Origin of the sequence: Natronobacterium texcoconense (genome assembly GCF_900104065.1) — an archaeon.
GTDB classification, from domain to species: domain Archaea; phylum Halobacteriota; class Halobacteria; order Halobacteriales; family Natrialbaceae; genus Natronobacterium; species Natronobacterium texcoconense.
The window spans coordinates 84,763-100,262 of the sequence record NZ_FNLC01000003.1 but is presented as its reverse complement, the minus strand read 5'-3'; the positions used below and the strand labels follow the sequence as shown (position 1 = coordinate 100,262).

Annotated in this window: 13 protein-coding genes and 2 pseudogenes; 12 read left to right on the top strand and 3 right to left on the bottom strand. The window is 61.9% G+C overall.

The annotated features are described in order from the left end of the window. Nucleotides 1-76: 76 nt before the first annotated feature. The gene (gene ligA, locus BLR35_RS14070; RefSeq protein ID WP_090383208.1) at nt 77-2,170 is read right to left on the bottom strand and encodes an NAD-dependent DNA ligase LigA; all 2,094 of its coding nucleotides are present in this window, start codon (nt 2,168-2,170) and stop codon (nt 77-79) included. A gap of 60 nt (nt 2,171-2,230) precedes the next feature. Continuing rightward, on the bottom strand, nt 2,231-2,599 hold the full coding sequence (locus BLR35_RS14065; RefSeq protein ID WP_090383206.1) for a 2Fe-2S iron-sulfur cluster-binding protein: 369 nt from the start codon (nt 2,597-2,599) through the stop codon (nt 2,231-2,233). Nucleotides 2,600-2,859: 260 nt separating this feature from the next. On the opposite strand from BLR35_RS14065, the gene rio1 reads away from it, so the two are divergent. The 9 genes and pseudogenes from rio1 to BLR35_RS14020 all read left to right on the top strand — a co-directional run bounded on the left by rio1 (nt 2,860) and on the right by BLR35_RS14020 (nt 12,382). Then, the gene (gene rio1 / locus BLR35_RS14060) at nt 2,860-3,729 is read left to right on the top strand and encodes a serine/threonine-protein kinase Rio1 (RefSeq protein WP_090383204.1); all 870 of its coding nucleotides are present in this window, start codon (nt 2,860-2,862) and stop codon (nt 3,727-3,729) included. A 2-nt stretch (nt 3,730-3,731) separates the two neighbouring features. Beyond that, nucleotides 3,732-4,583 (top strand): RNA ligase family protein, encoded by an 852-nt coding sequence (locus tag BLR35_RS14055; protein ID WP_090383202.1) that lies wholly within the window; start codon nt 3,732-3,734, stop codon nt 4,581-4,583. 220 nt (nt 4,584-4,803) lie between these two features. Further along, nucleotides 4,804-6,036, top strand: coding sequence for a tryptophan--tRNA ligase (locus BLR35_RS14050; protein ID WP_090383200.1), 1,233 nt, complete (start codon nt 4,804-4,806; stop codon nt 6,034-6,036). Nucleotides 6,037-6,163: 127 nt separating this feature from the next. After that, nucleotides 6,164-7,709 (top strand): annotated as a pseudogene (locus tag BLR35_RS14045) (Na+/H+ antiporter NhaC family protein). Continuing rightward, complete coding sequence (locus BLR35_RS14040; RefSeq protein ID WP_090383197.1) at nt 7,706-7,981, top strand: DUF7513 family protein; 276 nt, start codon at nt 7,706-7,708, stop codon at nt 7,979-7,981. Before BLR35_RS14045 ends, BLR35_RS14040 begins: the two are co-directional and overlap by 4 nt. Nucleotides 7,982-8,021: 40 nt before the next feature. After that, nucleotides 8,022-8,525, top strand: a complete 504-nt coding sequence (locus tag BLR35_RS14035; RefSeq protein WP_090383195.1) for a YfcE family phosphodiesterase — start codon at nt 8,022-8,024, stop codon at nt 8,523-8,525. An 80-nt stretch (nt 8,526-8,605) separates the two neighbouring features. After that, entirely contained in the window at nt 8,606-9,169 is a 564-nt protein-coding gene (locus BLR35_RS14030; RefSeq protein ID WP_090383193.1) for a KH domain-containing protein, read from the top strand. Between the two features lie 216 nt (nt 9,170-9,385). Further along, complete coding sequence (thsA, locus tag BLR35_RS14025; protein WP_090383190.1) at nt 9,386-11,044, top strand: thermosome subunit alpha; 1,659 nt, start codon at nt 9,386-9,388, stop codon at nt 11,042-11,044. 342 nt (nt 11,045-11,386) lie between these two features. Then, the gene (locus tag BLR35_RS14020; protein ID WP_090383186.1) at nt 11,387-12,382 is read left to right on the top strand and encodes an ornithine cyclodeaminase family protein; all 996 of its coding nucleotides are present in this window, start codon (nt 11,387-11,389) and stop codon (nt 12,380-12,382) included. Between the two features lie 90 nt (nt 12,383-12,472). Here BLR35_RS14020 and BLR35_RS14015 read toward each other — a convergent pair whose 3' ends face one another. Further along, entirely contained in the window at nt 12,473-13,243 is a 771-nt protein-coding gene (locus BLR35_RS14015) for a YqjF family protein (protein ID WP_090383183.1), read from the bottom strand. 175 nt (nt 13,244-13,418) lie between these two features. Here BLR35_RS14015 and BLR35_RS14010 point away from each other — a divergent pair. The 3 genes and pseudogenes from BLR35_RS14010 to BLR35_RS20350 form a co-directional block, all read left to right on the top strand. After that, nucleotides 13,419-13,616 (top strand): annotated as a pseudogene (locus tag BLR35_RS14010) (TFIIB-type zinc ribbon-containing protein); the annotation flags it as partial. 1,224 nt (nt 13,617-14,840) lie between these two features. Beyond that, nucleotides 14,841-15,029: a hypothetical protein gene (locus BLR35_RS14000; protein WP_139169301.1), complete on the top strand. Its 189-nt coding sequence runs from the start codon at nt 14,841-14,843 to the stop codon at nt 15,027-15,029. A gap of 114 nt (nt 15,030-15,143) precedes the next feature. Further along, entirely contained in the window at nt 15,144-15,410 is a 267-nt protein-coding gene (locus tag BLR35_RS20350) for a hypothetical protein (RefSeq protein WP_139169300.1), read from the top strand. Nucleotides 15,411-15,500: the final 90 nt, after the last annotated feature.

Below are 15,500 nucleotides of genomic sequence, written 5' to 3'. Positions count from 1 at the left end.
ACGCACGTATTACAGGCGGCTGCGGACAAACGTTCGCCGGGTACTCGCTCGTAGCTGTGAGACGTAGCTGGTGCTGTTACTCGAGGTCGATCCCGTACTCCACCAGTAACTCCCGGAACTCTCCTTCGTCGATAATCGGTACGTCGTTGTCCTGGGCGTCGTCGCGTTTCGTCTGGCCGGGGTTCTCGCCGACGACGAGGTAGTCCGTGTTCCCGGAGACACTGCTCGTGGCGTTTGCACCGTGGGCTTCGACGGTCTCCTGGGCCTCGCTGCGGGTCACGCCCTCGAGCGAGCCCGTGAAGACGAAGGTCAGTCCCTCGAGTTCGTCGCCGCCGGACTCGAGTTCGGACTCCGTCGGGGAGACGTGCTCGAGCACGTCGTCGACCGCCTCGGCGTTTGCCTCGCTCGTGAAGAAGTCGTGGATCTGGCCGGCGACGGTCTCGCCGACGTCGTCGACGCCCTCGAGTCGTTCGGGTTCGGTTTCGGCGGTCTCGCGGACGGCCTCGAAGGTTCCGAACTCGCGGGCGAGTTCGCGGGCTGTCGTCGGGCCGACGTGGGGGATTCCCAGCGCCGAGAGGAAGTCCGCGAGCGGTGGTTCGCGGGTGTCTTCGATTTCGTCCAGGAGGTTTTCGGCGCTCCTCTCGCCCCATCCCTCGAGTTCCGTGAGGTCCTCGCGCTCGAGTTCGTAGAGGTCGGCGACGGACTCGAGCAGGCCGGCGTCGACGAGTTGTCGAACGCTCTTCTCGCCCAGCCCCTCGAGGTCGAGGCCGTCGTCGCTCGCGTAGTACTCGATCGACCGCCGGAGCTGTGCGTCACAGGCCAGCCCGCCGGTACAGAACGCCATCGGGCCGTCGCGTTCGATCGCGCTGTCACAGACCGGGCAGTGATCGGGGAGTTCGTAGTGACTCTCGGGGTCGTTCTCCGTCCCTTTCTCCACGACCTCCTCGACGTAGGGGATCACGTCGCCCGCACGCTGGACGCGGACCGTGTCGCCGACGTCGACGTTCTTCTCCGCGATCTCCTCGGGATTGTGCAGGCTCGCCCGCGAGACCGTGACACCGCCGACGTCGACCGGCTCGAGCAGGGCGACCGGCGTCACTCTGCCGGTGCGACCGATCTGGACGGCGACGTCGACGATCGGTGTCACCTCCGCTCGTGCGGGGAACTTGTAGGCGAAGGCGTAGCGGTCGTGTCTGGCGGTCCGTCCGAGCTCTTCGCGGGCGTCGCGATCGTCGACCTTGATCACGGTGCCGTCGATCTCGTAGTTCAGGTCGTCGCGGGCCTCGAGCATACGGTCGCGGTAGTCGATCGCGTCGTCGATCGACTCCGCTGTCTCGACGTGATCCGTCACCCGCAGCCCCCACTCGGGGAACCGCTCGAGTTCCTCGCGGTGACTCTCTTCGAGGTCGCTGGCTTCGAGCACGTCGAAGAAGAAGACCTCGAGCGGGCGTTCGGCGACGATCGAGGGGTCGAGTTGCCGGATCGTCCCCGCGGTCGCGTTCCGCGGGTTGGCAAAGGGTTCCTCGCCGCGTTCGATCCGCTCGCGATTGTGTGCCTGGAACGCGTCTTTGGGCATGTAGACCTCGCCGCGCACGGTCAGGAACTCGGGGTAGTCACCGTGCAGTTTCTGCGGGACGGAGCCGATAGTTCGTGCGTTCCGGGTTACGTCGTCGCCGTCTCGTCCGTCGCCGCGAGTGACGGCGCGCTCGAGGCGGCCGTTCTCGTAGACGAACTCCATCGAGACGCCGTCGAACTTGGGTTCGCAGACGTAATCGACATTTCCAACCTCCCTCTGAACTCGATCCGCGAACTCCCGGACGTCCTTCTCCTCGCCGCTCTGGTCGATCGAGAGCATCGGTGCGACGTGTTCGACCGTCTCGAACTCCTCTATCGGTTCGCCACCGACGCTTCTCGTGGGGCTGTCGGGGTGGGTGAGGTCGAACGCGTCCTCGAGTTCTTGCAGCCGAGCAAAGAGGGCGTCGTAGGTCCGGTCGGCGATTATCGGATCGTTCTCGACGTAGTACCGCCGGTCGTGTTCGCGAACGGCCTCCCGGAGCAGTTCGACCTGCTCGCGGGCTTTCCCCTCCGAGAGCTCCTCGACTGGTTCGAAGTCGGTCGGCGGATCCCGGAGGTAGGGGTTGTCTTCGTCGACGCTATCGGCGCGAGACATTCGTTGCTCGAGGGTTACGGAGCCTGCCCGATAACGTTACTGTAGTCGGCCGACCGCGGGTTAGCTCCACGGACTGTCGCCCACTTCGGCACGAACCATCGGCCCGACCGCGACGCGGCAGTCGTCCCGCGGTACGGCGATACACAGCAGGACGTAGCCGTCCGCTCGCTCGCGCTCGGTGAGCGCCCTGGGCTGGCGTCGATAGTCGAACACGTCGGCGGCGTCGACTGCTTCCTCCGCGTCGGGGGTATCATCCTCGCCGGCCGCGAGAACCCGGCCGACGCAGGTGATACAGGTCCCCTCTCGGCAGTCGTACGGCAGTCGAATTCCCTGCCGTAGCGCTACCTCGAGCACCGTCTCCCGTGGATCGACCGCGACCGTCTCGGTTCGGCCGTCCGGCCACTCGAGGGTCACGTCGTACTCGGTCACGGTTTTGCCCTCGTCGTCTGAGTCGCGTCCGATTCGGTCATGCTCCGGGCTACCACCGACGCCGAGAAAAAGGGCGGGCGTCGACGGGGCCGCCCAATGGGTGTTCCTACCGATTCACTTTCCGACGCCTGGTGGACTGAAACGGCGAGGCTGTCTCGAGAGAGACGAGGGCTTTCGACGTATCGGTGTCGACGACTGTGTTCGCTGTCGATCGAACGATACCCAGTCTTTACCCGCACCCAGTCCGTAGACGCGCCTAGATGGGACAGGGAACGGAATACGGTCTGGTCGACCTCGAGGAAGCCGAGACGCCAGGCGACGAGTGGGAAGAGATCGACGTCACGGACACCGAGGCCGATCGGATCGCTCGCAAACGCGATCGGAAGTTCGAGCAGTTCGAGGAGCGAATCAAAGACGCCGACCAGTTCAAGGTCGAGCAGTCGGTGTTCGACGACGCAACGTTGGCAGCACTGTACAAACTCGTCCAGGACGGCTACGTCGAGGCCTTCGGCGGCCCGCTGTCGACGGGCAAGGAGGCTAACGTCTATCACGCGCAGGGCGACGGCCGCGAGGTCGCGGTCAAAGTCTACCGGATCAACGCCTCGAACTTCCGGCAGATGCGCGACTACCTCGAGGGCGACCCACGGTTCGAAGGACTGGGCGGCAAGAAGAAAGACGTCGTGCTCGCTTGGACGAAGAAGGAACTCGCGAACCTCCGGCGGGCACAGAAGGCCGGCGTCCGTGTCCCGGAACCGATCGCCGCCGAGCGTAACGTCCTCGTGATGGAGTACATCGGTAACGAGGAGGGCCGCGCAAAGCGACTCGGCGAGGTCCACATCGAGAACCCCGAGACGGCCTACGAGGTCATGCGCGAGTACATGCGTCGGCTCTACTCCGCCGGGATCATCCACGGCGACCTGAGCGAGTACAACGTCGTCTTCGACGAAGGGCAACTCGTGATCATCGACGTCGGCCAGGCCGTCACCGTCCACCACCCCAACAGCCGCGACTTCTTAGAGCGCGACTGCGAGAACGTCGCGAGTTTCTTCTCCCGGCAGGGCCTCGAGACCGACCCCGACGAGTTACTCGAGTTCGTGACGAGTCCGGAGCCGGATCCGTCTCGAGACTGACGATGAAAGCGTATCCGGCTATTCCATCGGTCGACGCTGCACCGAGCGATCTCTTCGAGGAGGGTCACCTGTGGCTGCTCGAGAAGATCGACGGCGCACACCTTCGGTTCCAGTTGCAGAAGTCGGGGCTCGTCCGCTTTGGCGATCGAAACAGGGTCTACGACGACCCCGACGACGTGCCCGAACCGTACCAGCACGCCGTTCGCCACGTTCGAGAGAACCTCGATCGTGAGGCACTCCGGAACGCTGTCGACGACGTCGAGGACGTCGTCTTCTTCGGTGAGGCGACCAGCTACCGAACGATCGACTACGACTGGGAGCGCATGCCGTCGTTTCTCGGCGTCGACGTCTGGTCGGCCGACGCGGAAACGTTCCGTCCGCCGGACGCAGTGCAGGCGATCTTCGACGGGATCGGCCTCGAGTCGGTGAACGTCTTCGAACAGGAGCGCCGCGCTCGAGATTTCGACCCCGGCTCGTACGCGATTCCGCAGTCGGCATGGTACGACGGGCCGGCCGAAGGCGTCGTGATTCGGGACAAACGGGGCCGCCGTGCGAAGCTTCTCCATCCCGATTTCGGGGACGCCGACGAACTGACGCCGTTCGACACGTCCACGGAAGAGCTGGCAGCGAGATACACAACGCGGAGCCGACTCGAGAAACTGGCGACCAGACTCGAGGACGCTGATCGACCCGTCACCTTCGAAACGCTCTACGAACGCGTGCTCGAGGATATCCTTCGGGAGGCTCACCGGCGGCTCGACCACGGCGAGAGCAGCGTCGAGTTGGACGAGTTTCGGTCCGAGGTCGGCGCACTCACGCGGGCGTTTCTCGAGGATCGGTCAAACGGAACGTAGCAGCGTTCGAGCAGGACAAAACACTCTTTGCTGATGCGAACTGACACCCACTCGATGACGTCCGCTCTCGAGTGCTGGTGGCGCTGGCAGACTCCCTCGAGAGCGGACAGTGTCGTCGTGGCGGACGACGTGGCCTAACCCGTGGTCGTGGCGACGGTTGCTCCCTCCGTTCTTCTCGATTGAATCACCCGCTAGCCGCTGCAGCCGATATCACGATACGATGACGGAGCAACCTGATACGACCGACAGCATCGACGACGAGACGAACTCCGGCTCGAAGACGCCTATCGACGGCGAGTTCACCGTCACTCCCTACGCAGTCAAAGGCGAGATCGACTACGACAAACTGCTCGAGCGGTTCGGCGCAGACCCGCTGACGGACGAGCAGATCCGACGATTTCCCGAGCATCCGATGTTGCGCCGGCGGATCTTCTACGCCGGCCGGGGCGTCGATCGGTACCTCGAGGCCGCCGAGACGGGCGAACCCCACGCCATCGTGACGGGGAGAGGACCGTCGGGTCCGATGCACCTGGGGCACGTCCTGCCGCTGTATCTCGCGAAGCGGTTTCAGGAGGAGACGGGCGCGATGGTCTACGTTCCGCTGTCCGACGACGAGAAGTACCTCGCGAAAGATCAGTCGTTCGAGTCGATCGGCAAGCACACGCGCGACAATCTCCGCGATATTCTTGCCGTCGGCTTCGATCCCGAGCGTACGCGGATCGTGATCGACACGGCCGACGCGGACGTGATCTACCCGCTCGCGGTTCGACTCGCGAACTACCTCACGCCGGCCACCGTCGAGGCCGTCTACGGCGAGCAAGACACGATCGGGTTGCAGTTCTATCCCGCCGTGCAGGCGACGCATCTGTTGCTCCCCCAGCTCGTCGACGGTCGTCAGCCGACGCTCGTCCCTATCGCCATCGATCAGGACCCACACGTCCGAATCTGTCGCGACGTCGCCACGAAGGAGTCTCTGCCCGTCGACAAGCCTGGCGCCTTGCTCGGGCGCTTCCTGCCGAGCCTCGAGGGGCCGGGCAAGATGAGTTCCTCCGGCGACGTGCCATCGATCGAACTCACCGCCGATCCCGAGACCGTCGCGACGACGATCCGCAAACACGCCTACACCGGCGGTCGGGCGACGCTCGAGGAACACCGCGAGCACGGCGGCGATCCAACCGTAGACGTCCCGTTCCAGTACCTCCGATTCTTCTTCGAGGAAGACGACGAGGAACTCGAGCGCATTGCAAAGCAGTATCGCGCTGGAGAGTTGCCTAGTGGCGAACTGAAAGCGACCGCGATCGACCGGATCACAGCCTTCCTGACGGCCCACCAACGCGGGCGCGACGCGCTGGGTGGTCTCGAGGACGAACTCGAGCCCTATCGACTGACCGACGGCGAGCGCCGACGACCGCTCGAGCGGGCCGGAGTTCCGATGACGACGAGATCCGACTGAAACGAAAGCTTACAACAGTGATCGTTCGGCTAATGGGCTACTAGCGCCCGTTACGGGTCGTTATGCTGTGGTTTTCACACACAGGTTGAAATACGATGTCGTGTTGTTCGGAATCGGACCATGATGCATGGTGGCTAGTACCGATCCGACCGACGAGTTCGATACCGCGACCGACGGGGTGGAACTCGAGTTCTACGGCGGCCGCGGGATGAGTGCGTTCCCGATCGCGTTTTTCATCGGTTGGGCGATCGTCCAGACGGCGCTGTGGCGCGTGGCCGATACGACCGGGTTGACGATCGGGATGCTGATCGCGCTCATTCTGGGAATGTTCTTCGTGAAGGGGTCATGGACCGGGTACGCGAACACGATCTTCGAGGGGATGACTCAGCCGGTCGCGGTGACAGCGGTCGTCGCCTGGCTGTGGGCAGGGATGTTCGCGGAGACGATGCAGGCCGGCGGCTTCGTCGAGGGGCTCGTCTGGCTGGCCGACGTCGGCGGCGTCGGCGCGACGATGTTCCCGGCGATTACGTTCGTCCTGGCGGCAGTGCTCGCGACCGGAATCGGGACTGGATACGGGACGACGATCGCGTTCGTCGTCCTGTTCTTCCCGGCCGGCATCCTCCTCGGAGCCAATCCCGTCCTCACGTTCGGTGCGATTCTCTCGGGGGCGATCTTCGGCGACAACCTCGCGCCCGTAAGCGACACCACGATCGTCAGCGCAGTCACGCAGGATTCGGATATCGGTGGCGTCGTCGCGACGCGGTTCAAGTACGCGTTGATCGCCGCTCTGATCGCGTTTCCGGCGTACATCCTCGCAAGCGGCGCGATGCCGGGGATCGATGTCGTCGGCGACCCACAGGAGATCATCGCCGCAGCGGCCGAACCCGCCGGACTGGTTCACCTGGTCTCGATGGGGGTCGTCATCGGTACCGCTGTCGCGGGCCGGCACATCATCGAAGCGATCTCGTGGGGGATCATCGCCGCGGTCGTGCTCAACCTCGTGTTTGGCCTCGCAACAGCGAGTGACATGCTCGTCTTCCAGGCACCGGCGGATGGACCGCTCGTCGAACCGCTCGAGTTCCTCCCGATCCTCGAGGTTGTCGAACCCGACCAGGTCGGCGTCGGCGGCAGCCTGCTCGCGGGAATCGAGGGCTTCTTCGCGCTCGCGATCCTGATATTGTTCATCATTGCGGGCGCACAGATCATGATCCGGGGTGGTGCGTTCGAGGCGATTCTCGACTTCTCGTTCGATCGGCTGGCGACGAACGTCCGGAACGCCGAACTGACGATGGTCGGTTCCTCGGCGTTGATCAACGCTGCAATCACGATCAACACGGCCGCCGAGATCGCGATCGGCCCCTACATCTCGAAGGTCGGCGAGCGGTTCAACATCAACGGCTACCGGCGGCGCGAACATCCTCGACGCCCAGACGGCGGCACTCGGCTACATCTTCCCGTGGTCCGGCGGCGTCCTGGTCGGTTTCGAGGCGATGCAGGGCCTTCCCGCCGAATACGACTGGTTCGAGGCAGGGATGGTCGTCAACCCGGTCGACGTGTTCCCGTTCGTCTTCCACGGCTGGCTGCTGGTCGCTGTCTTCGTCCTCTCGGCACTGACCGGGTTCGGCCGTGAATACCTCATCGACCGCGAGTCAGAGGAGGTGGCGCGAGTATGAGCCTGCTCGAGAAGTACTTCAAGGGATGGCAGTTCCGGTCGACGACCCCGTCGCTGGAACCGGGAACGGAGGTCAACGTCTTCGTCTCCCGGTACGACGGGGACGGCATCGGCGTCGTCAACGTCGGTGACACCCGACTGTACGTCGAGGGCGTCGATCCCGCCCACGTCGAGAAACGGGTTCGCGTGGAAGTGACGTCGTTCGACGAAGAGAAGTCGACGGGCCGTGGCGAGTTCCGAGAGGTCGTCGGGGAGAGTTCCTACACGGCTTGACGACCCAATCGTTTTCAGGGTCGACGTTACCTACTCAGGTATGAACATCGGGATCGTCTCCGACACCCACGACAACGTCGAGGCAACCGAGCGAGCGGCCGAAATCTTCGCCGACGAGGGCGTCGAAATCGTCGTCCACTGTGGCGACTTCGTCGCGCCGCTGATCCCGCCGTACTTCGGCGAATTCGAACTCCACGGCGTCCTCGGGAACAACGACGGCGACGCGCGCAACCTTCAGGCGGCGTTCGACGCACTCGGGGGCGAGAGCGAACTCCACGGCCGGTTCGCCGACCTCGAGTTCGACGGGCTCTCGATGGCCGTCCTCCACGGCGAGTCGAAAGCCGAGGTGGAGGCCATCGCCGCCGCCGAGGAGTACGATGTCGTCTGTTACGGCCACCATCACGTCACCGAACTCTCCGAAAACGGACGGACGACGGTCGTCAACCCGGGTGCTCACTTCCCGACGACAGCCGACGACGATCGAACCGTCGCGATTCTGGATACGCTCTCGGAATCGGTTCGGTTCCGGTCCGTTCTCGAGTAATCCGGTGGTTCGAACGGTCCCATCTCGAGGGAACTGTCCGGACCAAGGCCTTAAACTGGCCGGGCCACTACGTAGAACATATGCAGCACGTGAAGATTCCGCAGGACCGGATTGGCGTTCTTATCGGCCAGGGCGGTGAGACGATGCGCGAAATCGAGTCCCAGGCAGAGGTTCGACTCGACATCGACTCGGAGAACGGCTCCGTCGCCATCGAGACCGTCGGTGACCCCGTTCTCGGCCTCAAAGGGCCCGAAATCGTCCGTGCGATCGGCCGCGGATTCGCGCCCGAGGATGCACTCACCCTCCTGGACGACGAGATGATGATGTTCGACGTCGTCGACATCGACGCCGCCGCCCGCAACAAAAACGACCTGCAACGACAGAAGGGCCGACTCATCGGCGAGAACGGGCGCACTCGAGAACTGATGGAGGAACTTACCGGTGCCTCGGTCGTCATCTACGGTTCGACACTCGGGATCATCGGCACGCCCGAAGAGGTCGACGCCGTCCGCACTGCAGCCGAAATGATCCTCGACGGTGCTCCCCACGGCACCGTCTACTCGTTCCTCGAGGAGCGACACAACGAAATGAAACATCAGGGGCTGGAGTACCACCGATTCCCCGGCGGAGCGTCCGATAGCTGACGTCGCCGATTCACCGCCTGTATCCGTCCGCTCGACCCTCGCTTCTACTCGCGTTTCCGATCGCCCTCGAGAGGCCAGTTCCCTAATAAATACCCGTAGCGCGAGTTGCTCGAAACCACCTGGATGAAGCGACTTCGACCCATTCGATTCGGGCAATTGGGAAACATTTATATAGAATAGCAATCAATCCTTCGGACGACTATGGCACAACAGCAGATGGGCAACCAGCCCCTTATCGTTCTCTCGGAGGAGAGCCAGCGGACCTCCGGCAAAGACGCACAATCGATGAACGTACAGGCCGGCAAAGCCGTTGCCGAGTCCGTACGGACCACGCTCGGTCCGAAGGGGATGGACAAGATGCTCGTCGACTCCTCGGGCAACGTCATCGTCACCAACGACGGTGTGACGCTGCTCTCGGAGATGGAGATCGACCACCCGGCGGCCGACATGATCGTCGAAGTCGCCGAGACCCAGGAGGACGAGGTCGGTGACGGCACCACCTCCGCCGTCGTCATCGCCGGCGAACTCCTCAGCCAGGCCGAGGAACTCCTCGACCAGGACATCCACGCGACCACCCTCGCCCAGGGATACCGCCAGGCCGCCGAAGAAGCCACCGAAGCCCTCGAGGAAATCGCCATCGAGGTCGACGAGGACGACGACGAGATCCTCCACCAGATCGCCGCCACCGCGATGACCGGCAAGGGCGCCGAAAGCTCCCGTGACCTGCTCGCGGATATGGTCGTCGAGGCCGTCCAGACCGTCGCTGACGACGGCGACATCGACACCGACAACATCAGCGTCGAGAAGGTCGTCGGCGGCTCCATCGACGAGTCCGAACTCGTCGAGGGCGTCATCGTCGACAAGGAACGCGTCTCCGAGAACATGCCGTACTTCACCGAGGACGCTTCGGTTGCGATCATCGACGGCGACCTCGAGGTCAAAGAGACCGAGATCGACGCCGAGGTCAACGTCACCGACCCCGACCAGCTCGAGCAGTTCCTCGAGCAGGAAGAAGCTCAGCTCCAGGAGATGGTCGACGAGATTGCGGACGCTGGCGCCGACGTCGTCTTCGTCGACGGCGGCATCGACGACATGGCCCAGCACTACCTCGCCCAGGAGGGCATCATCGCCGTCCGCCGCGTCAAATCCAGCGACCAGAATCAGCTGGCCCGCTCGACCGGCGCTACGCCCGTCTCGAGCACCGCCGACCTCACCGAGGACGACCTCGGCTTCGCCGGCAGCGTCGCCCAGAAGGAGATCGCCGGCGACCAGCGCATCTTCGTCGAGGACGTCGAAGACGCCAAGGCCGTCACCCTGATCCTCCGCGGTGGCACCGAACACGTCATCGACGAGGTCGACCGCGCCATCGAGGACTCGCTGGGCGTCGTCCGCACCACCGTCGAGGACGGCCAGGTGCTGGCCGGCGGCGGCGCACCCGAAGTCGACCTCTCGCTCGCCCTGCGTGACTACGCCGACTCCGTCGGCGGCCGCGAACAGCTCGCCGTCGAAGCGTTCGCCGACGCACTCGAGGTCATCCCACGCACCCTCGCCGAGAACGCCGGACTGGACCCCATCGACTCGCTCGTCGAGCTCCGTGCCGACCACGACGGCGGCAACGAGGCCGCCGGCCTCGACGCCTACACCGGCGACACCATCGACATGGCCGAGGAAGGCGTCTACGAGCCGCTGCGTGTCAAGACCCAGGCCATCGAATCCGCCACCGAAGCAGCCGTCATGCTGCTGCGCATCGACGACGTCATCGCCGCAGGCGACCTCGCAGTCGCCGACGACGACGATGACGAAGACATGCCTGCCGGCGGCGGTATGGGCGGCGGCATGGGCGGCATGGGCGGTGGCATGGGCGGCATGATGTGAGACTAAATTTTGCTCTGCGGGCCGCCGAAGGCGGCCCTCGGCAAAATTTAGTATAAAAGCCTCCGCCCTCCGTTCCGCCGCGCTTCGCGCGACGTCACATCAGTCGTCGGCCCGCTCGGGCCTGCGGCCCTCGCGGTGAAAACGGAGGGAACCACCGTTCGAACCCTTGATCGCCGACTCGAGTCGGCCCACATGCTTCTTTCGTCGTAACTCCCTGACCCGATACACACCTCGACCGCAATTTAGCCGTCGAAGTTGCGGTTGTCATCGATTGCTCACATTTTGCACGAGCCCTCCGACAATTCACTACCAATAAGTAGGTTCCCGCAATATTCGCCGAACATGAACACGCTTCTGCTGGACAGCAACGATGTCGACGAGAACGCACGAATGTCCGCGGTCGTCGAGGCAATCGAGGAGGCCTTCGGTGCCTTCGAGCGCGGCGACTCCCAGATGCCGGCCAAGTCCTACATCGACCTGCCACAGTACAACGGTGACTTCCGATCGATGCCCGCCTACCTCGACACCGGTGAGTGGGACGCCGCCGGGCTCAAGTGGGTCAACGTCCACCCCGACAACCCCGAAAAACACGAGCTGCCGACCGTCCTCGGGACGATGATCTACTCCGACCCCGAGACCGCGTTCCCGCTTGCCATCATGGACGGCACCGCACTGACGATGAAGCGGACCGGTGCTGCCGCCGCCGTCGCGACCGACTACCTCGCCGTCGAAGACGCCACCTCGATGGGCATCGTCGGCGCTGGCGTCCAGTCGTACACGCAACTCGAGGCGATCAGCGAGGTCCGACCGATCGAGGAGGTCGTCGTTGCCGACAAAGACGACGAGCGAACCCAGGCGTTCATCGACGCCTTCGACGACGAGTTCGACGTCCGCGCTGGCTCCATCTCCGAGGCCGGCCACTGCGACGTCGTCTCGACGGTGACGCCGGTCGAGAACCCGATCGTCGGTCCCGACGACGTCGCCGACCACACCCACATCAACGCGATGGGGGCAGACGCCGAAGGGAAGCACGAACTCGCCGACGACCTCCTGCGCGAGGCGACGATCGTCATCGACGACCACGAACAGTGCACTCACTCCGGCGAGATCAACGTCCCGTACCACGAGGGCGTCCTCTCCGATTCGGACATCCACGGGGAGATCGGCGAACTCGTCGTCGGAGACAAGGCCGCCCGCACTGACGACACCGGCGTTACGGTCTTCGACTCGACCGGCCTGGCCATCCAGGACGTCGCAGCCGCACACGTCGTCTACGAACACGCTCTCGAGAACGACAACGGAACCACGTTCGATTTGATCGGCGTCGACGGCGTCTGATACGGATTGCTGTAACGATTTACGGCGCAACCGCCGCTCGGATCGCGGTTGCGCCAGAAATGACTTACAGCAAACCGTATGAGGTCGGTCTCAGTTCCGCAGTCGACGGGGGATCGATCCCGTCATCGAGAGTTCTCGGCAGAAGTGACAGACCGGCTCCGCCGACGGAGTCGGGAGCCCGTTCGCCTCGAACATCGTATTCTCGTGGATCGTCGCATCCACCGGCTGGAGCGGCCACTGCTCGTGTGCGATCTCTGCCGTCAAGACGCCGCGAGCCTCCGACGCGTAGAACCGCCGTCGTTCGGTGAGCCAGTACTCGAGGCTTCCCTCGTCGGTCCTGGTGGCCTCCCCTGTCGGTCGGTACGTCGCGGAAAACCGGCCGACGTCGGTGTCGGTTCTGGATCGTCGCCGACGACTCGAGAACGCGACCTCCCTCCCGTCAGTTCCGACGCGCATCCGTGCGTAGGTCACTGGCAAGCGCGTCGTCTGGGCGACGAGCGTCGCGAGGAGCGAATTCCCGAGGTCGATACTGAAGAAGAACAACCCCGGATCCCCCCGATACCGGACGTACGTTCGGACGTTGAGTTCCGGAAACGCGGTTCGAGTAAGCGGTGGCGTTCCCCAGAGGCCGACGTCCGTGAGAACGAACGGCAGGACGCTGACCCAGGCCTGTCCATCTCGAGTGTCAAGCGTCAATTCGTCGGGGACGTGTGGCCGTACGTCGTCGGGATCGACGGGCCAGTGGGCGAACAGCCCGTCTCGCCACGTCATGGTGGCGACGTGAGTAGCTTTCGGCATCGATCGTTCGGTGCTCCCAGTCTGGCGTCGATTCGGATTCGTCGACTCGCTGTTGTCGGTCATCTGCCGTCTGAATACCATCCGCGCATATCACGAGTAACCGGATAAAACGACCCGCTGAGTGTTGGATCGTGTGGACGTCTGTAACCAGTCGCTCGCCGGCTGTTAATTCTACTACAATTCCATTAGTTTAAATACATTGACGAGATCAAACTTGCATACGGAATTACGATTACCGATGGCGGGAACCGATACGAACCACAGCTGTCCCGAATGTAACGGCACGTTGCGGCAAGTCGATACCGAAACGATCTGCGAGGAATGTGGACTCGTCTTTGGGGAGGATGCAATCGATCACGGCCCCGAGTGGCGCTCGTTCGAGGATGAGGAAACCGACCGCCGACGGACCGGTGCTCCACTGACGCGATCACGACACTCTCTATCGGCTATACGGGTATCGTAGTCGGACGGGGTTTAGCGAAAGTGTGTGTGACCGATGACAGACTTAACCCCGTCGGATGCACTGAGTATGTACCTCAGTGAACGACAATCGGAATTAGCGGCATCGACAGTGAAAAGCATTCGCTCCCGTATTGGGATGTTCGTCGACTGGTGTGACGACAGAGACGATATAGAGACGTTAGACGACGTCCAGCCGATGCATCTACACCAATACAAGCTACACAACGTTGAGCAAGGCATAGCCGACAAGACCGTACTGCATCGTCTCAATGACGTCGTGAATCTACTCGAGTGGGCAGCTGCTATCGACTGTTGTGACGATTCACTGGCCGACAGACTGCGAGCATTACAGCCGAACGCGGACAGTAGCAGAGACCGTATACTCTCGTCAGAACGGGCCAGCGACATACTCGACTATCTCGAGCGATTCAACTATGCACAGCGGCATCACGTCGTTATCCTACTGCTATGGTCGACTGGTATCCGTCTGGGAGCCTTACGATCTATTGACGTCAGTGATGTTATCCTCGAGCCAACAGAGACGGACGTCCCATACATTTCTCTCTCACACCGGCCAGAAACCGATACACCGCTAAAGAACGGAACGGGAGGAGAACGGCACATCTCACTCAAAGAATCGACTGCAACGGTCATAGGCGACTATTTGAGCCATCACAGAGACGACGTGACAGACGACTATGGTCGTAGGCCGCTGGTGACTACTCAATTCGGTCGACCGTCTGTGATTACTGTTCGACGGACTGTATATCGGTATACACGGCCATGTGAGGTATCGAAGGACTGCCCCCATGGTGAACATCCGTCTGAGTGTAAAGCGGCCACAGACAACGACTATGCGGCACAGTGTCCGTCTGTCGTCAGTCCCCATGACGTCCGTCGTGGGGCCATTACCTATCTCTGTCGTAACGACGTCCCCGAGACAGTTGTCTCTGATCGTTGTGACGTCAGCCCCGACGTGATCGACAAACATTATAACCAAATGACTGAATGTGAAAAGATGGAGAAGCGACGTGGTTACTTAGAAAATATCTGATCCCACTTAGTAACTAGTTTCACTTTCATATTGGTAGGGTAAGTATTATATCACTGCTTGTGATAGGATTGACCGCCTTTTGCGGTGGTTGATGAATTGAAGTTAAAAATTGGTATGGGGGAACCGCAGGGGGCGACAAAAAGCATGACAGGAAAGAAATCATATGACATATTCGCTGCAATTGTGGCCGGAGCAGTGGGCCTCGTACCGATTGCAGCGTTACTCGGTTTTAGCGTCGATGGCTACATCAGCATCCTTCCCGAAATTATCGTAATGGCACTTATCATAGGCCTCGTTACGATGTTCGTTGGGATGTTCGGGAGACTGCTGTAGGGGATAGCGTAGCCATCCGGCTATTTTTCTTGAAACCATATTACTGATTTGGCAGATCTGGCTATAGCAATTGCAGGTAGGGGGTTGATATTGCACTTTGACAATCGGTGACATATGGATGTGTCCGAATTGACCGAAGACGATCTCAAAATAGCAAAATTATCCATCGAATATAGTGATATACTAATGACGAGTGGTCCCTCAGATTCGGGGTGGATATCTTACGAAGAAGATGAAAGTAGGATAGTTCTCATCGAACATGAAAAAATAGAAAGACAGCCTGGACTTGAACACGGAGGTGACGCCTTAGGGGAAGTGATCGAGAAATTTGATGAAGAAGAAATACTCCAAGAATGTGAAAGACAATCTATAGATATATAGTCGCACCAAAACCTGATTGGGTGGTTCCGGCTTTAGCCTAAAGTCAGAACCGATCACACCGAATTCCGTATCATCGCAGGGAAGAAAGGG

Coding starts and splice junctions, on each gene's coding strand:
- BLR35_RS14000 (WP_139169301.1), top strand. CDS start 14,841: ATGACAGGAAAGAAATCATATGACATATTCGCTGCAATTGTGGCCGGA.
- thsA (WP_090383190.1), top strand. CDS start 9,386: ATGGGCAACCAGCCCCTTATCGTTCTCTCGGAGGAGAGCCAGCGGACC.
- BLR35_RS14055 (WP_090383202.1), top strand. CDS start 3,732: ATGAAAGCGTATCCGGCTATTCCATCGGTCGACGCTGCACCGAGCGAT.
- BLR35_RS14030 (WP_090383193.1), top strand. CDS start 8,606: ATGCAGCACGTGAAGATTCCGCAGGACCGGATTGGCGTTCTTATCGGC.
- ligA (WP_090383208.1), bottom strand. CDS start 2,170: ATGTCTCGCGCCGATAGCGTCGACGAAGACAACCCCTACCTCCGGGAT.
- BLR35_RS14020 (WP_090383186.1), top strand. CDS start 11,387: ATGAACACGCTTCTGCTGGACAGCAACGATGTCGACGAGAACGCACGA.
- rio1 (WP_090383204.1), top strand. CDS start 2,860: ATGGGACAGGGAACGGAATACGGTCTGGTCGACCTCGAGGAAGCCGAG.
- BLR35_RS14015 (WP_090383183.1), bottom strand. CDS start 13,243: ATGACCGACAACAGCGAGTCGACGAATCCGAATCGACGCCAGACTGGG.
- BLR35_RS14035 (WP_090383195.1), top strand. CDS start 8,022: ATGAACATCGGGATCGTCTCCGACACCCACGACAACGTCGAGGCAACC.
- BLR35_RS14050 (WP_090383200.1), top strand. CDS start 4,804: ATGACGGAGCAACCTGATACGACCGACAGCATCGACGACGAGACGAAC.
- BLR35_RS14040 (WP_090383197.1), top strand. CDS start 7,706: ATGAGCCTGCTCGAGAAGTACTTCAAGGGATGGCAGTTCCGGTCGACG.
- BLR35_RS20350 (WP_139169300.1), top strand. CDS start 15,144: ATGGATGTGTCCGAATTGACCGAAGACGATCTCAAAATAGCAAAATTA.